Annotated in this window: 12 protein-coding genes; 8 read left to right on the top strand and 4 right to left on the bottom strand. The window is 47.7% G+C overall.

What is annotated here, in order from left to right; translation table 11 throughout:
* Positions 1–20 precede the first annotated feature (20 nt).
* On the top strand, positions 21–959 hold the full coding sequence (locus H595_RS0102665) for a LysR family transcriptional regulator (protein ID WP_027669798.1): 939 nt from the start codon (positions 21–23) through the stop codon (positions 957–959).
* 301 nt (positions 960–1,260) lie between these two features.
* Here H595_RS0102665 and aceB read toward each other — a convergent pair whose 3' ends face one another.
* Complete coding sequence (gene aceB, locus H595_RS0102660; RefSeq protein ID WP_027669797.1) at positions 1,261–2,865, bottom strand: malate synthase A; 1,605 nt, start codon at positions 2,863–2,865, stop codon at positions 1,261–1,263.
* A gap of 227 nt (positions 2,866–3,092) precedes the next feature.
* Here aceB and H595_RS0102655 point away from each other — a divergent pair, with 227 nt between their 5' ends.
* Positions 3,093–3,743 carry a DUF2726 domain-containing protein gene (locus H595_RS0102655; RefSeq protein WP_027669796.1) on the top strand — a complete coding sequence of 217 codons (651 nt, stop codon included), beginning with the start codon at positions 3,093–3,095 and terminating at the stop codon, positions 3,741–3,743.
* A 120-nt stretch (positions 3,744–3,863) separates the two neighbouring features.
* Positions 3,864–4,058 carry a hypothetical protein gene (locus H595_RS0102650; RefSeq protein WP_027669795.1) on the top strand — a complete coding sequence of 65 codons (195 nt, stop codon included), beginning with the start codon at positions 3,864–3,866 and terminating at the stop codon, positions 4,056–4,058.
* A 61-nt stretch (positions 4,059–4,119) separates the two neighbouring features.
* On the opposite strand, the gene H595_RS0102645 is transcribed toward H595_RS0102650, so the two are convergent.
* Positions 4,120–5,673, bottom strand: a complete 1,554-nt coding sequence (locus tag H595_RS0102645; RefSeq protein WP_027669794.1) for a methyl-accepting chemotaxis protein — start codon at positions 5,671–5,673, stop codon at positions 4,120–4,122.
* A gap of 346 nt (positions 5,674–6,019) precedes the next feature.
* On the opposite strand from H595_RS0102645, the gene H595_RS0102640 reads away from it, so the two are divergent.
* Positions 6,020–6,403 carry a response regulator gene (locus tag H595_RS0102640; RefSeq protein WP_027669793.1) on the top strand — a complete coding sequence of 128 codons (384 nt, stop codon included), beginning with the start codon at positions 6,020–6,022 and terminating at the stop codon, positions 6,401–6,403.
* 68 nt (positions 6,404–6,471) lie between these two features.
* Here H595_RS0102640 and H595_RS0102635 read toward each other — a convergent pair whose 3' ends face one another.
* Both H595_RS0102635 and H595_RS0102630 read right to left on the bottom strand, forming a co-directional pair.
* A complete protein-coding gene (locus H595_RS0102635; RefSeq protein WP_027669792.1) occupies positions 6,472–8,424 on the bottom strand; it encodes a phytase in 1,953 nt (650 codons plus the stop codon).
* Between the two features lie 14 nt (positions 8,425–8,438).
* On the bottom strand, positions 8,439–11,204 hold the full coding sequence (locus tag H595_RS0102630) for a TonB-dependent receptor (protein ID WP_027669791.1): 2,766 nt from the start codon (positions 11,202–11,204) through the stop codon (positions 8,439–8,441).
* A gap of 201 nt (positions 11,205–11,405) precedes the next feature.
* Here H595_RS0102630 and H595_RS0102620 point away from each other — a divergent pair, with 201 nt between their 5' ends.
* From H595_RS0102620 to H595_RS0102605, 4 genes are all read left to right on the top strand, one after another.
* Entirely contained in the window at positions 11,406–12,302 is an 897-nt protein-coding gene (locus tag H595_RS0102620) for a GGDEF domain-containing protein (RefSeq protein ID WP_027669790.1), read from the top strand.
* A complete protein-coding gene (locus H595_RS0102615; RefSeq protein WP_027669789.1) occupies positions 12,302–13,336 on the top strand; it encodes a helix-turn-helix transcriptional regulator in 1,035 nt (344 codons plus the stop codon). The genes H595_RS0102620 and H595_RS0102615 overlap by 1 nt, the downstream gene beginning before the upstream one ends.
* 20 nt (positions 13,337–13,356) lie before the next feature.
* Entirely contained in the window at positions 13,357–14,262 is a 906-nt protein-coding gene (locus H595_RS0102610; protein WP_027669788.1) for a metallophosphoesterase family protein, read from the top strand.
* Between the two features lie 112 nt (positions 14,263–14,374).
* Complete coding sequence (locus H595_RS0102605; RefSeq protein ID WP_156885907.1) at positions 14,375–15,394, top strand: hypothetical protein; 1,020 nt, start codon at positions 14,375–14,377, stop codon at positions 15,392–15,394.
* Positions 15,395–15,570: the final 176 nt, after the last annotated feature.

The raw sequence follows: 15,570 nt of genomic DNA, 5'->3' as shown, positions 1-15,570 counted from the left end.
TTGGCAGGACTATTTAAACAATGAATATTAATAAAATGGATTTAAACCTGCTGGTGTATCTGGATGTGTTACTGCGAGAAAAAAATGTTACCCGGGCAGCTAACCAACTCAACATTACACAACCCGCCATGAGCAACGGCTTGAAGCGGCTACGTGATTTACTTAGCGATCCTATTTTAGTGCGCACGTCAGATGGCATGGTACCAACAGAGCGCGCGCGTGAGCTGGCACCCATAGTTCGCGGTGTATTACTTACCTTGGAAGAAACACTACAGCCAAATAAAGACTTCGAGCCACTCAACAGCCAACGCGTGTTTCGTATTATGGCCAGCGATTATGCTGCTTCAACGTTAATACCGGCGTTGTTAAAGAAAATGCGCGTGCTGGCGCCACTTACCAGCCTGGATATTATGACGCCATCCGATGTCACCTTTCACGATGTGGAAAACGGTAAGGTCGACATGGCAATAAACCGTTTTGATCAACTGCCACAATCATTTCATCAAAAAACAGTCTGGCGCGATAGCTTCTCTTGTTTAATCAACGCCAAAAACCCTGTGTTGAAAAACTTTACTTTAGACAGTTACTTAAAAGCACAGCATATTTGGGTTAGTAAAACTGGTTTTGGTGTTGGCGTTGGAATGGATCCAAAAGACGTACAAAAGCTGGGCTGGGTTGATGAAGCGCTTGCCAAGCTGGGTAAACAGCGCAATATTTCCGTTTTTACGCGTAATTACCATGTTGCTATGCACTTAGCTGTAGGTATTGATTTAATTGCTACCTTACCTAGCCGTGCAGCAAAATTGTATGAAAATGATGCAACCATGGCCATTATGGACCCACCTTTTGCCATACCGTCAATTGAATTAAAGATGATTTGGAGCCCGTTGCTGCACCAGGATGCCAGCCATATATGGTTTCGCCGGCTGATTGGCGAAACCGCAGATGAATTGAACTGAACCTTCCAGACAGGGATAAAACATTTTTCGAAAGAGTCGGGGAGTGTCTGAGCCCTGCCGTAGGCATAAGGGCGAGTTGCCCCGGCGAAAGAGGAAAAGTGTTTTATCCCGGCCTTTGAGCTTAGGACGAGCCGTAACACCCGCTTTGGCTCGTCACAGCAACTCGTTTGCGCTGGCGCACTCACTCAGACACTCTGTGCCGACCAAAACGGGGTTCCTGCTCATCCTTTATTGTGCTGTTAAAACACATAAAAAAGGCGCTGTCAGCAAGTCAGCGCCTTTTGCATTACGGGTTTACTCGTTAATCAAGTAACTGATAAGCCGGCAGGGTTAGGAAATCTACCAGCTGATCAGAAGTCGTGATATCCAGCAGTAACGTTTGCGCCCGGTCGAAATTTTGCTCCGCCCATAACACTTCACCTACTTCTGCCCGAACCACTTTTGCCTCTTCCTCTAACATAGACGCAAATAAGGTTTTGGTAATAAGCTTGCCGTTACTCAAGCTCTTACCATGTTTAATCCATTGCCAAATAGACGTACGAGAAATTTCTGCAGTAGCAGCATCTTCCATCAATCCATAAATAGGCACACACCCTTTGCCGCTAATCCAAGCAGCGATATATTGTAAGGCCACACGAATATTGGTTTGCATGCCCTCTTCTGTGCGCTCGCCATCGCACGGTTCTAACAGCTGTGCAGCGGTAATATCCTCATCGTCAGCACGGCTAACATCCAGTTGGTTTTTCTTACCGCCTGCCAGGTATGTCGCAAACACGCTATTGGCCGTAGCGGCCAAACCAGGATGCGCCACCCAGGTACCATCATGCCCATTACTGGCTTCAAGCTCTTTATCAGCCGTCACTTTTGCTAAAATAGCCGCATTTTCAGTCGTATCTTTTGACGGAATAAAGGCGGCCATACCGCCCATCGCCAACGCACCGCGTTTATGACAGGTTTTAACCAGCAAACGCGAGTAGGCATTTAAAAAAGGCTGTTTCATGCTAACCACTTGCCTGTCCGGTAACACACGATCAGCATGATTTTTTAATGTCTTTATATAACTAAAAATATAATCCCAGCGGCCACAGTTTAATGCCACGATGTGCTCTCGCAGCATGTATAGAATTTCGTCCATCTCAAAGACGGCTGGCAGGGTTTCAATCAACACCGTAGCGCGAACGGTCCCAATAGGTTGAGCAAACTTTTGCTCGGTATACCGAAACACATCATCCCACCACTTGGCTTCTAAGTGGCTTTGTAATTTTGGTAAATAAAAATAAACGCCGGTGCCATTAGCTAAACGAGTTTGGTAGTTATGCAGGAAATACAACGCAAAATCGACCAATGAACCCGGAATTTGCTCACCATCTACCAGTAAATGCTTCTCCCACAAATGTAAACCCCGTACGCGGGCGATTAATAATGCAGGCTTGTCTTGCAACGCATAATTTTTGCCACTTTGCGCATCGGTATAACTTATAGTGCCAAGATTGGCATCACGCAGGTTAATTTGCCCCTCAATGACACCAGCCCAGCTTGGCGCCTGCGAGTCTTCAAAGTCGGCCATAAATACTTTTACATCAGCATTTAGCGCATTAATAATCATCTTGCGATCTACCGGCCCGGTAATTTCAACCCGACGGTCCTGTAAATCGTCTGGTATGGCTGCAACCTGCCAATCTGACTGACGAATATTAGCAGTTTGTGGCAGAAAATCTGGCACCCCACCCGCGTCATATTTTTGCTGTGCAGCCTGACGTTCTGCTAGCAATGCGTTTAATCGGGGCCGAAATTCGCGTGTCAGCTCAACCAGCAAACTGCAGGCTTGCTCGGTAAGAATGGTGTCATATTGTGCATTTAACGGCGCATTTATTGTTAAGCCAGCACGGCTGATACGTGTATTCATAACTCGGTCCTTTTTAAGCGGCTAATACCGGTGTTGCGCGATATCAGAAGTAAGCACAACTATAAGCGCTTTAAGTCATAAAATATATTAATGCAGACAATGCTAGCCATTCACACACGAAATACTAAATCATTGTGAACACCATAAATATTGGCATAGCTTATGCCTTAGAAATAACAGTGTTGTGGTGTGTCAGACACCGAGTCAATTTTCTGTCGGAGGTGCACATGGAATTTGTCCTGTTATTAATTTTACTTTTAGTCATTATTGTTGCCATGGTAGCGAGCCGCTTTATCGACAATGGCAATCCGTTTCCTGTGCAAAAAAAGACCACGCTATTTAGTCCGGTAGAACGTTCTTTTATGCTGTTACTGGAAAAAGCAGTTGCGGCAGATTACAAAGTATTAAATCGGGTGAAATTGGCTGATGTAATAGAACTTAAAAATGTTGCCAACGCTAAGGCTCGAAACGCAACGCTAGCAAAACTAAACGCTAAATATTTGGATTTCGTGCTTTGCGACCCAACCGATATGAGCATCGTTGCGGTTTTGGATTTAGTTAATAACAGTAATAAAGACGGTCATAAGGCTGTGCCCGACTGGTTTGTCAATGGAACCCTGGATGCAGCAGGAATCCCCTATCTGCGCCTGAAAATTCAAGCTGGCTACACACCTGCCGATATTCAAGCCGCCATCGCTGCGCGTCTGGGCAAGACAGTCGTAAAACCCGAACCCATGTTCAAAGGAAGTATGAAAAAGGGCCCTACACGGCCGGTACGCTCGCTTAAACCGGCTACTCCCAGTGGAAACAACTTACCGGTGCCAGCGCTTTCTCATTCCCAAATAAAAGCGCAACAAACCGCCTTAATTCAAGCGTAAGCTACTGACTTAACAAGCCACCGTTAAACCGGTGGTTTTTTTATTCATTTTTTTACTAAACAACTAAAGTATTGCGCTATCCTGCCGCTATAGCTAAGAGGAATTGGCAGAGGAGGCACTATGAGTCAATCCGTTGGCGCTGCGGCGTCTGGTCAGGGCTTTGAAATGCTTGGGGCTGTAATGGCTAAAAAGCAGCAAAACCAGGAAGCAAAAATGGCAATGATGCTAATTCAAAGCGCCGTACAAACAGGTGAAAAGGTGCAAGCCTCATCTCCTGTCGGCAACCTGGGACAGAATATCAATATCGCTGTTTGATATTGAGTATTATGAATGCAAAGGCCAGCTTCCGCTGGCCTTTTTATGAGTAAGATATTTATTATCGTGCAAATCTGACGACCAATTCATGCAATTCATTTGACACTAGCTGCAGCTGTTTAATGCTGTCAGCAGAGTGTGATGCTTCTGTAAGACTTGAGTTCGCCAAGGTTGAAATGTTAACCACTTGCCGATTAATGTCTTCTGCAACACTCGCTTGCTCTTCCACAGCCGCCGCCATTTGAATAGACATACTCGCAATGCTACCCACAGCGTCAGAAATACCGAAGAGCATTTCTTCTGTTTCTTTTACCCGGGTTAAGCCTGCATCCGCCCCTGTTGTTCCATTTTGGGCAACACGTACAGCGGTATCTGCTCGACTAGTTAAATCGGTAATAATTTGATGAATTTCTTTTGTCGACTCTTGTGTACGCTGAGCCAAATTCCGTACCTCGTCAGCCACTACCGCAAAGCCCCGACCTTGCTCTCCGGCTCTGGCTGCCTCTATCGCCGCATTTAGGGCCAATAAATTAGTCTGTTCAGCAATTTGTTCAATCATTTGCGCGACAGTCGCAATTTTCTTGGTTTGCTCAGACACCTCGGTTACTGAGCTACTAATTTCATTAACCGTATTGCGCAATTCTTCAATGGCTTTGCGCGTTACGGCGGCCGTTTCACGGCTTTTTCCGGCGAGTTCATTTGACTGCTCTGCCCGCTCTGCAGTGTCCTGAACATGCTTTGATACTTCCGCAATTGTTGTCGTCATTTCATGCATTGCGGTTGCGGCTTGTTCGGTTTCTTGCTGCTGCCTTTGGATAAGCTTCATTGACGATTGCGCTAGCTCCAGCCCGTTATCTGATTGCGCAGAGACACTTTTCGCTGCATCCTCCATGCGGCTTAGCACCGCACCCAAGTGTGCTTTAGAGCTCAAAATCGCAACTTTAAGCTCGCCCAAGTCTTGTTTGTCATCGGTAAACGTCTGTACGGCCAACTCGTGGTTAAAAGAGTTCACAAGTAAGGTTTTAACGCTATCCAAAGCAGATTTTTTGCTGAAGTTTGCCCAAAGCGCAAACCCTACAGCCGCCAAAAAAAGTACGCTTTTAGAAAAACCTGAATAACCCGCAAAGTAAGCCACCACGGCAGCACTAAGGGCAACAACGAGCGCAATATTAGCAACGCCCAAATGAAAATGGCGCTGATTAAACTTTCCTTTATTAATGGCATGATAAAGCTTTTGAGCACGGGCAACGTCTTCGCGCGACGGACAAGATCGCACCGATTCGTAACCAATAACACGACCATTTTCCGTCACCGGTGTAACGTAGGCATTAACCCAGTAATAATCACCATTTTTACTGCGGTTTTTAACCAATCCCATCCATGGTTTGCCTGCCTTTAAATGCTCCCACATTATTTTATAAGCCAAGGGGGGCATATCAGGATGACGCACAATGTTATGTGGCTGACCTATTAATTCTTCCTTACTAAAACCGCTAATCTTTATAAAAGCATCATTGCAGTGTCGAATATTACCGTGCAAATCAGTATTTGAAATCAACTTCTCATCTACCGGGAAAGTGCGCTCTGTGTTTGTAATTGGCATATTACTTCGCATAACCTTCGGCTCCCTTCTGTACTTATTTTACATCCAGATAGTAAAGGTAGCCATCACTTACAAAAAGGCAACACAGATCAACGAAATAAGTCACTAAGAATTGTTTCATGTAATTGTTTGCTACCCTCTGTATTCGTTTTCATCCACTTTGGCGGGTGCAATTCAGATAATATGCCAACGACCTGCCCCAACATCTACGTTCACCGCTATCATGGTTAGACAAAAACCACATTTTCCAGGTGGTTCATTTAAAGTTCAGCCAAACCAATTAAACTATCAAAATATTTTGTACCCATATTTATGCGTTATACTGTAATCGTTTTTCTAATTAAGCAAAGGAACTGCAATGACCCGGCAGCAATACTCAGTGTTGATTATTGACGACGCCTACACGGTGCGTGAATATTTACGCCAGACATTAATGCATTTAGGCATTACTCAGGTGCATGAAGCATCCAGTGGTAATAAAGGCTTAGCAACATTTACTCAACACCAACATGATTTAGTCTTTTTGGATATTGAGTTGCCTGACATTAATGGCCAGCAGTTACTGCAACAAATTAAAAGCCACACCGACAGAACCCATGTTGTTATGGTCACTGCACACAACTCAGTTGATAACGTGCAACAAAGCATCGCCGCCGGAGCCAGTGGATTTATTGCCAAACCCTTTAGCCCGCTAAAAATTAAAAATATTGTTGAGCGCTGTCTGGCGGCAAAACTCAACTAATTCCTACATAGCATAAACTGTCTTTTTTACCGTAAAGAAAAGGCCGATTTCTGCTTCGGCCTTGTGCTTTATTGTGATAACTGTTGCAAAATAGCCTGCCATTGTACAAGTTTCAGGTTTTGGCCCTGCTCAGGCATGCGGTTACGTCCATCTTGTACAATAAGTGCTCCCTGTTCAAAACCTGGCCCTAACGAACGGGTTGTTACATCCAGACCATCGGTTTCAGAGCTACCATCAATTCCCAGTGTGGGGTTGGTTGTAACCCGAAAGCGCAAAAGGGCGGCATAAGGTGCTACTGCATCGTAAATTACATAACTGTCGTTGCCCTGGCTAGACACCACCAAATATTGGTTGTCACCGTCTTGTGCCAATGCCAGTCCTTCCACATCATCTACCAGGGTGGTGCCATCCACTAAAATGATGCTGTCGCCGTTAGTTGCTGCATCAGCTTCAGCCGCAAAGCGCCAAATCCCGACATCTTCTTCACCAACAAAGAGTACGCCGTTTTTATCGTCTGCCACGCAACCCTCCGGTTGGCTGGGCACAGTAAGCGACCTTACCAGCGTACCTCGCCAGGTGTTACCATCGGTGTCGATGCGGTATTGCTCAATCAAGCCAGATTTGTCATTTACAAACACATAGTGCTGGCCACTTTTAACACTTTGGTACATGCACAGGCCATAAATGTCGTTCATGCTGGTCAACACCTTACCGGCGTTATGCAACTGGCCATTATTATCAATGGCAAACAATTGCAGGCTGTTATCATCACGCAAACTGGCGGTTGCAATATCATGTGGTATACCCTGCCATGTCAGGCCATAGCGCACATCAACATTGTTCAGCCGTCCGACTGGCAGCTGCTGTACATCCTTACCTTGCATATTGTAAACGTTTAAACCTGCACGCTTGTCGGTAGCCAGAATCAAGCTGAGTGCTGGCATAGAAGGATGATGCCATACCGCAGGGTCGTCCATGACATCACCGCGTTGGCTGGCCGCTTCCGTTTGCAACGTCGGCATCAACTGCACCATAGTGGCATTATTGCGATGCTGTGGTGTTGACTGTGATACTGGCTGTGATACAGGGATTGCCCCTAAGTTAAGCTGCTGCACCGCTTTAGCGGCTTCACTGCTAATAAACGCTGTGCCGCTGTTTCGCTGCAGTTGCACGCTCAACCCCGAGGCTTCAGCCAGAGCGGGCACGTTAACCGCGCTAACTAGCTGGCCATCCTGGCTAAGATGTAACAAACGCGCCGGCTCTTCCTCCAACGCCAGCACACTGCCATCTGGCAGTAGCTGCAGCGCTTTAACCTCGCCCTGCAATTGACCAAATGGCTGTTGAACCTGCAATAAACTGCGACCTTCGTCAGCTTCTGGCTCAGCCTGGTAGCGCCAAATGGCCCTGTCGCCTTCTGCAATATAAAGCGCCCCTGCTGTTTGATCTACCGCGCATGCCGTGCTGTCATAAGGCACATTTAACTCACGGATCACCAGCGGCTGTTCCAGCCATTGCTGTTGTTGTTGCAATAGCAATTGATCAGCACCACCACGCCCGCCAAGCAAAAACACGCTAAGTTGCTGGTTTTCATTGCTGTGATAAAAACACAGATCGTCGACCACGCGACTCGTGATTAGCTGCTGACGCATCAATTGCAGCGGTGATTGCTGTTTCGGCATAAAATGCCACAGATACAGACTGTTGCTATTTGCATCCATTGCCGCCAGCAACGCTGTGTCAGGTGTCAGTGTATGCAACGTCAGGCGGATAAAATGGCCACTGTGGTTTGCAATAAGCCGCTCTGCCTGACGGATTTCCAAGCCCTGTGACGTAGTAAGCAGCTGATAGTCAGTTCCCGCCAGTTGCATGCTATGGAAATGGCTGGCATGGACTGTTATTGCTTGTGGTGCCAGGCTCGCAGACACAGTTGACTCTTCAGTCACTTGCTGACAAGCACTCAACGTTACACCAAGCAACACACTGAAGATACTGAGTTTAAACATGGTTTTATTTGCTAACATCGTACAGCCCTTATTTACCAGTTAGTGATCTGTACGCCAAGCACTAAAGTGCGGCCATATTGTTCGTACTGAAAGTTGTACTGCTTATTGCCAGTGTAAGCATAATAAGGCTCGTCATTAAGGTTCACGACATTAAAGTACAGCTGCATACCACGCTGAAATGTCCATTTAGCCGTAAAATCAAGCTGCATATGGTCGTCCGAGTACACATCATAGGCACTGTCGGTGACATCACCCACTTCAGCGAGGTACTTCGATTTATAATTGGCGGCTAAACGCAGGCTGATGGTATCGGTTTCATACCCTAGACTCAGGTTGGCGGTTTTATCTGACTGGCTAGGCAACGCCACTTCGCGACTCAATAAAGCACCATCATCAAACCATTCTATATCTGCAGCAGAATCCGTCAGCGTGAGGTTAGCCGACAGCAGCAGGTTATCCATCCAATTGCCGTGGCCGGATAACTGATGAATCGCATTAAGCTCCAGGCCATATAAATCGGCTTTACCGCCGTTGACAAAAGTTTCTGCTTTGGCGAAATCCATATAGTCGCCACGGCCAGCTAAATCGGCTTCGTAGATAAAATTATCAATCTGTTTATAAAACAGCATTGCCGACACCACACCGAGTTTGTCAGCGTAATGTTCAATACCCAAATCAAGGTTTTTGGTGGTTAAAGCATCCAGCTGTGGGTTACCAAAGCTGGCTTCCAGCTCGTCATCATCTTCTTCCAGAATATATGCCGGTGCCAACTGTTCGAAATTCGGCCGTACTAAACCTGTACTCACCGCTGCCCGCACTATGCTTTGCTCAGATACGTTATAACGCGCTACCACAGCGGGTAACCAATAACCTTTACGACTACTTTGCTCGTTAGTGCTAAAGACTTCGTTGATATCGTCGTAACGGGTACCTATGGCATCGCGGCTGTCATGTTCATAGCGCACGCCGCTAATCAATTGCCAATTGTCCCGCTCCCATTGCGCCATTACATAAGCGGCACTGATATCTTCATCGACGCGGTAATCATTAATCTGTGACTCCACGTCATCGACATAGTCGTCGCGATTAAGACCGCGCACTAACTGATAAATACTTGCGCTACTAACCTCTGCTCCCATGGTGCTGAGACTATAATCAACCGCGCCAGCGGCATAATCGGCCATACTAAGCGCGCTAATACCCACATCAGCAAAGTCCTCAAACAACCATACATCTTCTTCTGTGGTTTTCCTGCGCTGGCTATATTTGGCGCCAGCTTTTAACGTTAAGCTACCTGCAGACTGAATAATTTCGCGGCTAAGATCAAACTTCACATTGCGTTCGGTTTCTTTCGCGTAGGTATCTCCCATTTCCACTTCTTTTAGCGCATAGCCATTGGCCAGATAAGCTTCTGCCGGCGCGGTCAGACGCAAAACATCGGTACCGCTAAAACCAATGCCGCTAGCAAACTCCTGCGCAAAGTCGGCAGCGGAGATATTAAACGGGGTATCTTCGTCAGCTTTACTGGCACCGGCTTCCAGTAGCCACTGCCAGTTGCCCGATTGTTGTTTAGTCCCCAACACCACAGCACTAATGGTCTGCGTTTCTTTGCGTTGTTTCAGTGAACGGATAATTTCGGCTTCACCTGTGCTACCGGCAAATTGAGGATCGGCCAATTCAACCACCAGACCCTGTCGATTTTCGGTATCACTAAATTCACTGTACAAGGTACGCAGGTAATACTCGTTGTGATTGCCAGGCCGATAGTCCAGGTTTAATGCTAAACCAATCCGCTCGCGGCTAATGGTGTAATCGCGTAGTTCAAACTCTTCCAACCCATCGTCAAAATCCCAGCTGCCGCCGGTTTCTACGTTTTCAGAACCAAATTTTCGCTCGGCATAACTTGCTGCGATGGCAATGCCCAAACTGTCCGTTTCACCCGCAGCATCGAGTATTTTGCTATACACACCAGAGAGCTTTGGGCTGGTTTTGCTTTGCTGCTCGTTGTAACCCGCTTCGGCCGTTATCGAATAAAAGTCGTTACTACGGTCAAACGCTGACAAACTTTTAATCTCCACCGTGCCACCCAGCGAACCCGCTGGCATGTCTGGTGTTAGCGTTTTGCTAACTTCAACCGACTCCAACAAATCCGACGGGATCACATCCAGTGCCACAGCCCGACGGCCTGCTTCTGGTGCAGCAAGCTGGGTACCATTATACGTTACGGCGTTATAGTCTGGCGCTAACCCGCGCACCCGCACGAAGCGGCCTTCGCCCTGATCGCGCTCTACCGACAACCCCGCCAAACGCTGCAGCGCCTCGCTCACATTGCTGTCAGGAAACTGGCCCATCTCATCAGTACTGGCAACCGTAACTATGCCTGACGCATTGCGTTGGCGGTTTAGTGCTTTGCTAACCGCACCAGATTGGCCGACTACTTCAATATGTTCAATACTGTCGCTGGCAGACAGTAATTTAATATCACCCAGGCGCTGCTCACTATCGCTTACCACCAATACCCGGGTTTCCGGCATAGCGCCAAGATAATTGACCAACAAGGTATAGGTCCCTTTGGGTAGCTGGTTGAACTGAAAGCGGCCATCGGCACCGGTTATACGGCGCAGGGTGAGCTCTGGAATACTGACCTCAGCACCAGTAATCAAATTACTGCGGTTATCCGTAATACGGCCCTGTACATCGGCATCTGCTAATATCGGTGCAGATAACGTGGCAAACGCCAGGCTTACAGCACACGCCAGCACGCTGCGTGAATTGTGTTTATGATTGGTCGACTTCATAGGTTGCTCTCAGATCACGGCTAATAATTGCCGTAAAGTGTGCCGCCGATGTATGACAAAAAGCCGAGTATTAACAGCAACAACTGCACGTTGCTGACCCGGGTCTTTAGCGCGCAGCAAGCGGTAAAAGCCAGCCAAGTCTGTCATATAGTTGTCATACCAGCACCGCAAACTGCTGTTTATTTGTAGCGGAAACCGACGATGTGGCGACAACACACTTACAAACTGCTGTTTAGTACACTGTTACTTTGCGGCGGCCTGTTAATGGCAACCAATGCCGGCGAGCTAAAACAAAGCCAGGCTTTTGACTGGATTGACGTGCTAGGCGAAGGCACCACCTTTCTGGTGGCGTGCTTGTGGCTGGGGTTAATTATCAGTAGTCGCCCGGCTGGGCGGGTCACAGAATGGCTTTACTACGGCAGCTTACTGCTGATGTTTTCTTATTTTCTTGACCTACTGGACGAGTTTATCCGCTACCCGGACGCGCTTCGGTTAATGAGCTGGTTGGAGTCGTTACCTGCACCAGTAGGTATGTTAGTACTTACCATAGGTTTAGTCGGTTGGCACCGAGAACAACGGGCTATAGATCGCCAACTACGCGGCCGTGAGCTGTTTCTGCGCGATCACGAACTTATCGATCCGTTAACCCAACTCTATGGTGCAGAATATCTGTATGCCGTATTACAACGTGAAATAACGTTGCACCGCAGTATGCAAAAACCGCTAAGTTTATTGCTACTGGATGTTGATAACTTTGCTGACTTCAACCGGCAATATGGTATTGCTGCCGGGGATAACTATCTGGTTCAGCTCAGTGAATTGCTGTCGAATCAACTGCGCTATAGCGATGTGGTATGCCGTTATAATGGCGACCGCTTTGTGGCGTTGTTGCCGAACACCGCGCAGTTGCAGGCAAACATTATCGCGCAACACTTACAACAACAATTTTCATTACTGACAAACCAGAATCAACAGCCACAACTCACCTTGATAAGTTTGGAAGTAGAGCAATTGTCAGCGAAAGACGCCCTGCAACAGGCGCTAAATACACTTACCTCTGCCCGCAAACACGGGCCGTTAACCTTACAGACAGACTGATGAAGCACGCGCATTTTGGTCATCAGGACAAAATACTGCTACTGCAACATGGCTGCACAGATTTACTAACGCTGGCACAGCGCCGCGGTGCACCGCTGCACAAGCTGTTAGCCGGTACCGGCATTTTTGAACAAGACCTGCACAAACCGCATGGCCGATTGCATCATGCCGATTGGCTAAAACTGCTGCACAACAGCCAGCAACACCTTAACAGCCCGGAACTACCATTTTTACTTGGCAGCGCCCTGCTCCAAAATCGCTATATCTCGTTGTGCCAAACTGTGTTGCATGCAGAAAATCTAAGCCAGGCGCTGCGCCAGTTGTACTATTTTCGCCATCATTTATTTCCCTCTATTTATGTACAGCTGTGCAGCCAACCACAACATTTGGTGTTAGAGTTTCACAGTGGCATCGCACTTGGGCCACAAAATAACAGTTGCATCAGCATAGTGTTATCATTACTGCTTAACCTTATAAAACAACAGCTTGGCAACACCGAAGGCGTTAGCGTGCAGCTGCAACACGATACAGCTACAGCTGTACAAAGCCAGCTGCATTGGGGCTGTGAGGTTGTGGCGAATCAAGCCAGCAACAGTCTGCATATTGCACTGCCTAAGCTTCAGCTGCCGTTTCACACAGCCGATAAAGCAAAATGCACTGCGGCCCTGAGAACCTGCCGACAGCTAAACCGTATTTTACCGCGCCAGCGCGGCTTACTGGAACGAATTTACCGGCTACAACGCCGCGCACTACCGCAATTGCTTAGCCTGGAGCAAGTTGCCCAGCAGCTGGACATTTCAGTAAACACTCTCAAACGCCAGCTCAAACAGCAGAAAACCAATTTTGCCCAGCAGCTTGATGCTATTCGCCGTGATGCCGCTCGTCAATTGCTGCAGCAAGGACACTACTCAAACCGCCAGCTAGCCATCAGGCTGGGCTACTCCGACGAGCATAATTTCCGCCGCGCATTTAAACGCTGGACCGGGTTGCTGCCCAGCAATTTTAAAAGCCTGCTGAATTCACCTTCACTCTAAACATGTACTCAGGACCTTTAATGAAATCTATATCGCGCATTATTTTTATCCAGCTGTGCTTGACGCTGATAGCCTGCTCGCCAGCTGAACGTACAACGACAACTACTAACCTAAGCCCGCCACAATCCGCACAAGTGCTGCGCTTTGCCGTGTTGGGTGACGCCGAACCGAAGCCGCTGGCGGAGTTTCCGCATACGGCCGCAGCAGTGGCAGATATAAACCGGTTAGTACAGCAACAGCAGATACACTTTGTTGTCGGTGTGGGTGACATCGCCCACAAAGGCACCCTGGTGCAATACGAAAATGCTACGCCGGTGTTGCAGCAACTGACGTTGCCGTTTTATCCGATAATGGGTAATGAAGAACACGGCAGCACGGTAGAGCGCTTTATGCAATTTGCCAACAAGTGGAACGACGGCAAAATAACTCTGGATGCGCCCAGCTATGTCCTGGAGTTTGATGGCGTAGCATTGGTTTTTGCTTCACCGGATCACGGCCGTGATTTTAATAACAACGGCATTAACTGGATACTTAATCAGCTTACACGGTTAGCGCCCAAACCCGTGCTGTTAGTAGTGCATGGTGCCCAAACGGGGGTTTATCCAGAAATGGCCGCAAAAGGCATTACCCATTCCGACTTTACCCGCGTTATTGCCCAACCTAATTTAGCTGCAGTGATCTCAGGAGATTTGCATATGGATATGGACAGGGTGCAACACTCCAAACAGCTGGGTAAAATACATTACCTACACATCCCTGCGCTGGAACGCACTAAAGTGCCGGATGACAGCCAGCACACGGCCATGTTCCGGGTCTTTAGCGTTTACCACGACGGCATAGTGCAGGTGGACACCTACCAGACAGGTTTAACCAGCCCATTACAGCGTCATGCCTACCAGTTCAACCTAACGGCGAGCCAGAAATAAAACTTTAATTCCAGCCTGATCATAGCGTTACTGTTCAGGCTGAAAATATTGCTCAAGTTTTAACCACCACTAACCGATAACCGTTTAACATAAAAACCTTGTGAGGCTGAAGATGGAGATTTCATCTGCTTCGCAACAGTTTGCGGTTGCCGAACAAAAAACTCTTGCTTATGGTCGCAAACAGCAGTTACTAAGCAATGAAAACCGCCCAACTCCTGTCGTACCAGAGGCAGCAAAGAGCGACGTGTTAACAGAAGATGATTTCAGTGCCGATGACGGTACCTTGTTTAATGCTTACCAAACTTTTGGCATGGTAAAGCATATTCTGACAACGCTGGGACAACATCACAAGGACTGGCAAAAGCCTGATCTTGCAGCCCCTGCGGCACACAGCAACAGTCGGTTGAACAGGGAGGTAGACACCGCTGTATTTGCTGCCAGTTTTAGTAGCGAAAGCCTGTTTGTCAGTGGTAATCAGCAGCAAATAGACAATAGCGGCCAACGCCTGGCCACAACCGAATGGGAACTTGGTTACCAGTCTGTACAGGCCAATTTTAGTGGCCAGCTGCAAATGCAAGATGGTAGCAACGTCAGTTTTGCCTTTGAATTTAGTATGCAGGTAAGCTGGGCCCGCTACAGCTACACCGAGCAGACACTACAAGACCCCTTAATCGTTAGTCTGGACAATAGTCCGGCTAAACTCACTGATAGCCGAACTGAGTTTGATTTATTCAGTAATGGCAGCAGTGTGCAGTTGCCGCAACTGGCGGCGCAGCAGTTTTATCTGGCATATGATCGCAACAACGACCAACGGGTAAATAATGGTACTGAGTTATTTGGTCCGCAAAGCGGCCAGGGCTTTGCCGAGTTGGCAAAATTTGATGACAACGGTAATGGCTTTATCGACCCGGGCGACGATATCTGGCAATACCTGTATTTATGGCGGCCAAAGCAAGACTTGTTAACAATGACTGAAGCAAAATTAGGTGCATTCTCGGTCAGCTCTGCCGCCACGTCGATGCCACTGCTGGACAAACAACAGCAAAAACAGGGCGAAATACAGCGCAGTGGCCTGGCGTTTACAGACGATGCCAGGCCCGTTTTGGTACAACAGATAGATTTGGTGGTGTAGTAGTTGGCAATTAACACTATAAAAATCGACGTACCTTAAACCAACCGTTGACGGCATGGATGCCGGACAAATTCGCACGGAGCGAATTTGAACAGCCCCGCTGGCCCAACGGGCAAACTTCACAGATGAAGTTTGTAATCGAGCCTACAGGGACGTATTCACGGCGTGTTGGTGTG

Source organism: Rheinheimera baltica DSM 14885, from assembly GCF_000425345.1.
Classification (GTDB): Bacteria; Pseudomonadota; Gammaproteobacteria; order Enterobacterales; family Alteromonadaceae; genus Alishewanella; species Alishewanella baltica.
Note: the sequence above shows the minus strand (reverse complement) of the source record. Positions and strands in the feature narration are given on the sequence as shown.

Excerpts from the sequence above, each read along its gene's own strand:
- H595_RS0102645 (WP_027669794.1), bottom strand. The coding sequence starts at position 5,673 with ATGCGAAGTAATATGCCAATTACAAACACAGAGCGCACTTTCCCGGTA.
- H595_RS0102610 (WP_027669788.1), top strand. The coding sequence starts at position 13,357 with ATGAAATCTATATCGCGCATTATTTTTATCCAGCTGTGCTTGACGCTG.
- H595_RS0102630 (WP_027669791.1), bottom strand. The coding sequence starts at position 11,204 with ATGAAGTCGACCAATCATAAACACAATTCACGCAGCGTGCTGGCGTGT.
- H595_RS0102635 (WP_027669792.1), bottom strand. The coding sequence starts at position 8,424 with ATGTTAGCAAATAAAACCATGTTTAAACTCAGTATCTTCAGTGTGTTG.
- H595_RS0102640 (WP_027669793.1), top strand. The coding sequence starts at position 6,020 with ATGACCCGGCAGCAATACTCAGTGTTGATTATTGACGACGCCTACACG.
- aceB (WP_027669797.1), bottom strand. The coding sequence starts at position 2,865 with ATGAATACACGTATCAGCCGTGCTGGCTTAACAATAAATGCGCCGTTA.
- H595_RS0102605 (WP_156885907.1), top strand. The coding sequence starts at position 14,375 with ATGGAGATTTCATCTGCTTCGCAACAGTTTGCGGTTGCCGAACAAAAA.
- H595_RS0102620 (WP_027669790.1), top strand. The coding sequence starts at position 11,406 with ATGTGGCGACAACACACTTACAAACTGCTGTTTAGTACACTGTTACTT.
- H595_RS0102655 (WP_027669796.1), top strand. The coding sequence starts at position 3,093 with ATGGAATTTGTCCTGTTATTAATTTTACTTTTAGTCATTATTGTTGCC.
- H595_RS0102665 (WP_027669798.1), top strand. The coding sequence starts at position 21 with ATGAATATTAATAAAATGGATTTAAACCTGCTGGTGTATCTGGATGTG.
- H595_RS0102650 (WP_027669795.1), top strand. The coding sequence starts at position 3,864 with ATGAGTCAATCCGTTGGCGCTGCGGCGTCTGGTCAGGGCTTTGAAATG.
- H595_RS0102615 (WP_027669789.1), top strand. The coding sequence starts at position 12,302 with ATGAAGCACGCGCATTTTGGTCATCAGGACAAAATACTGCTACTGCAA.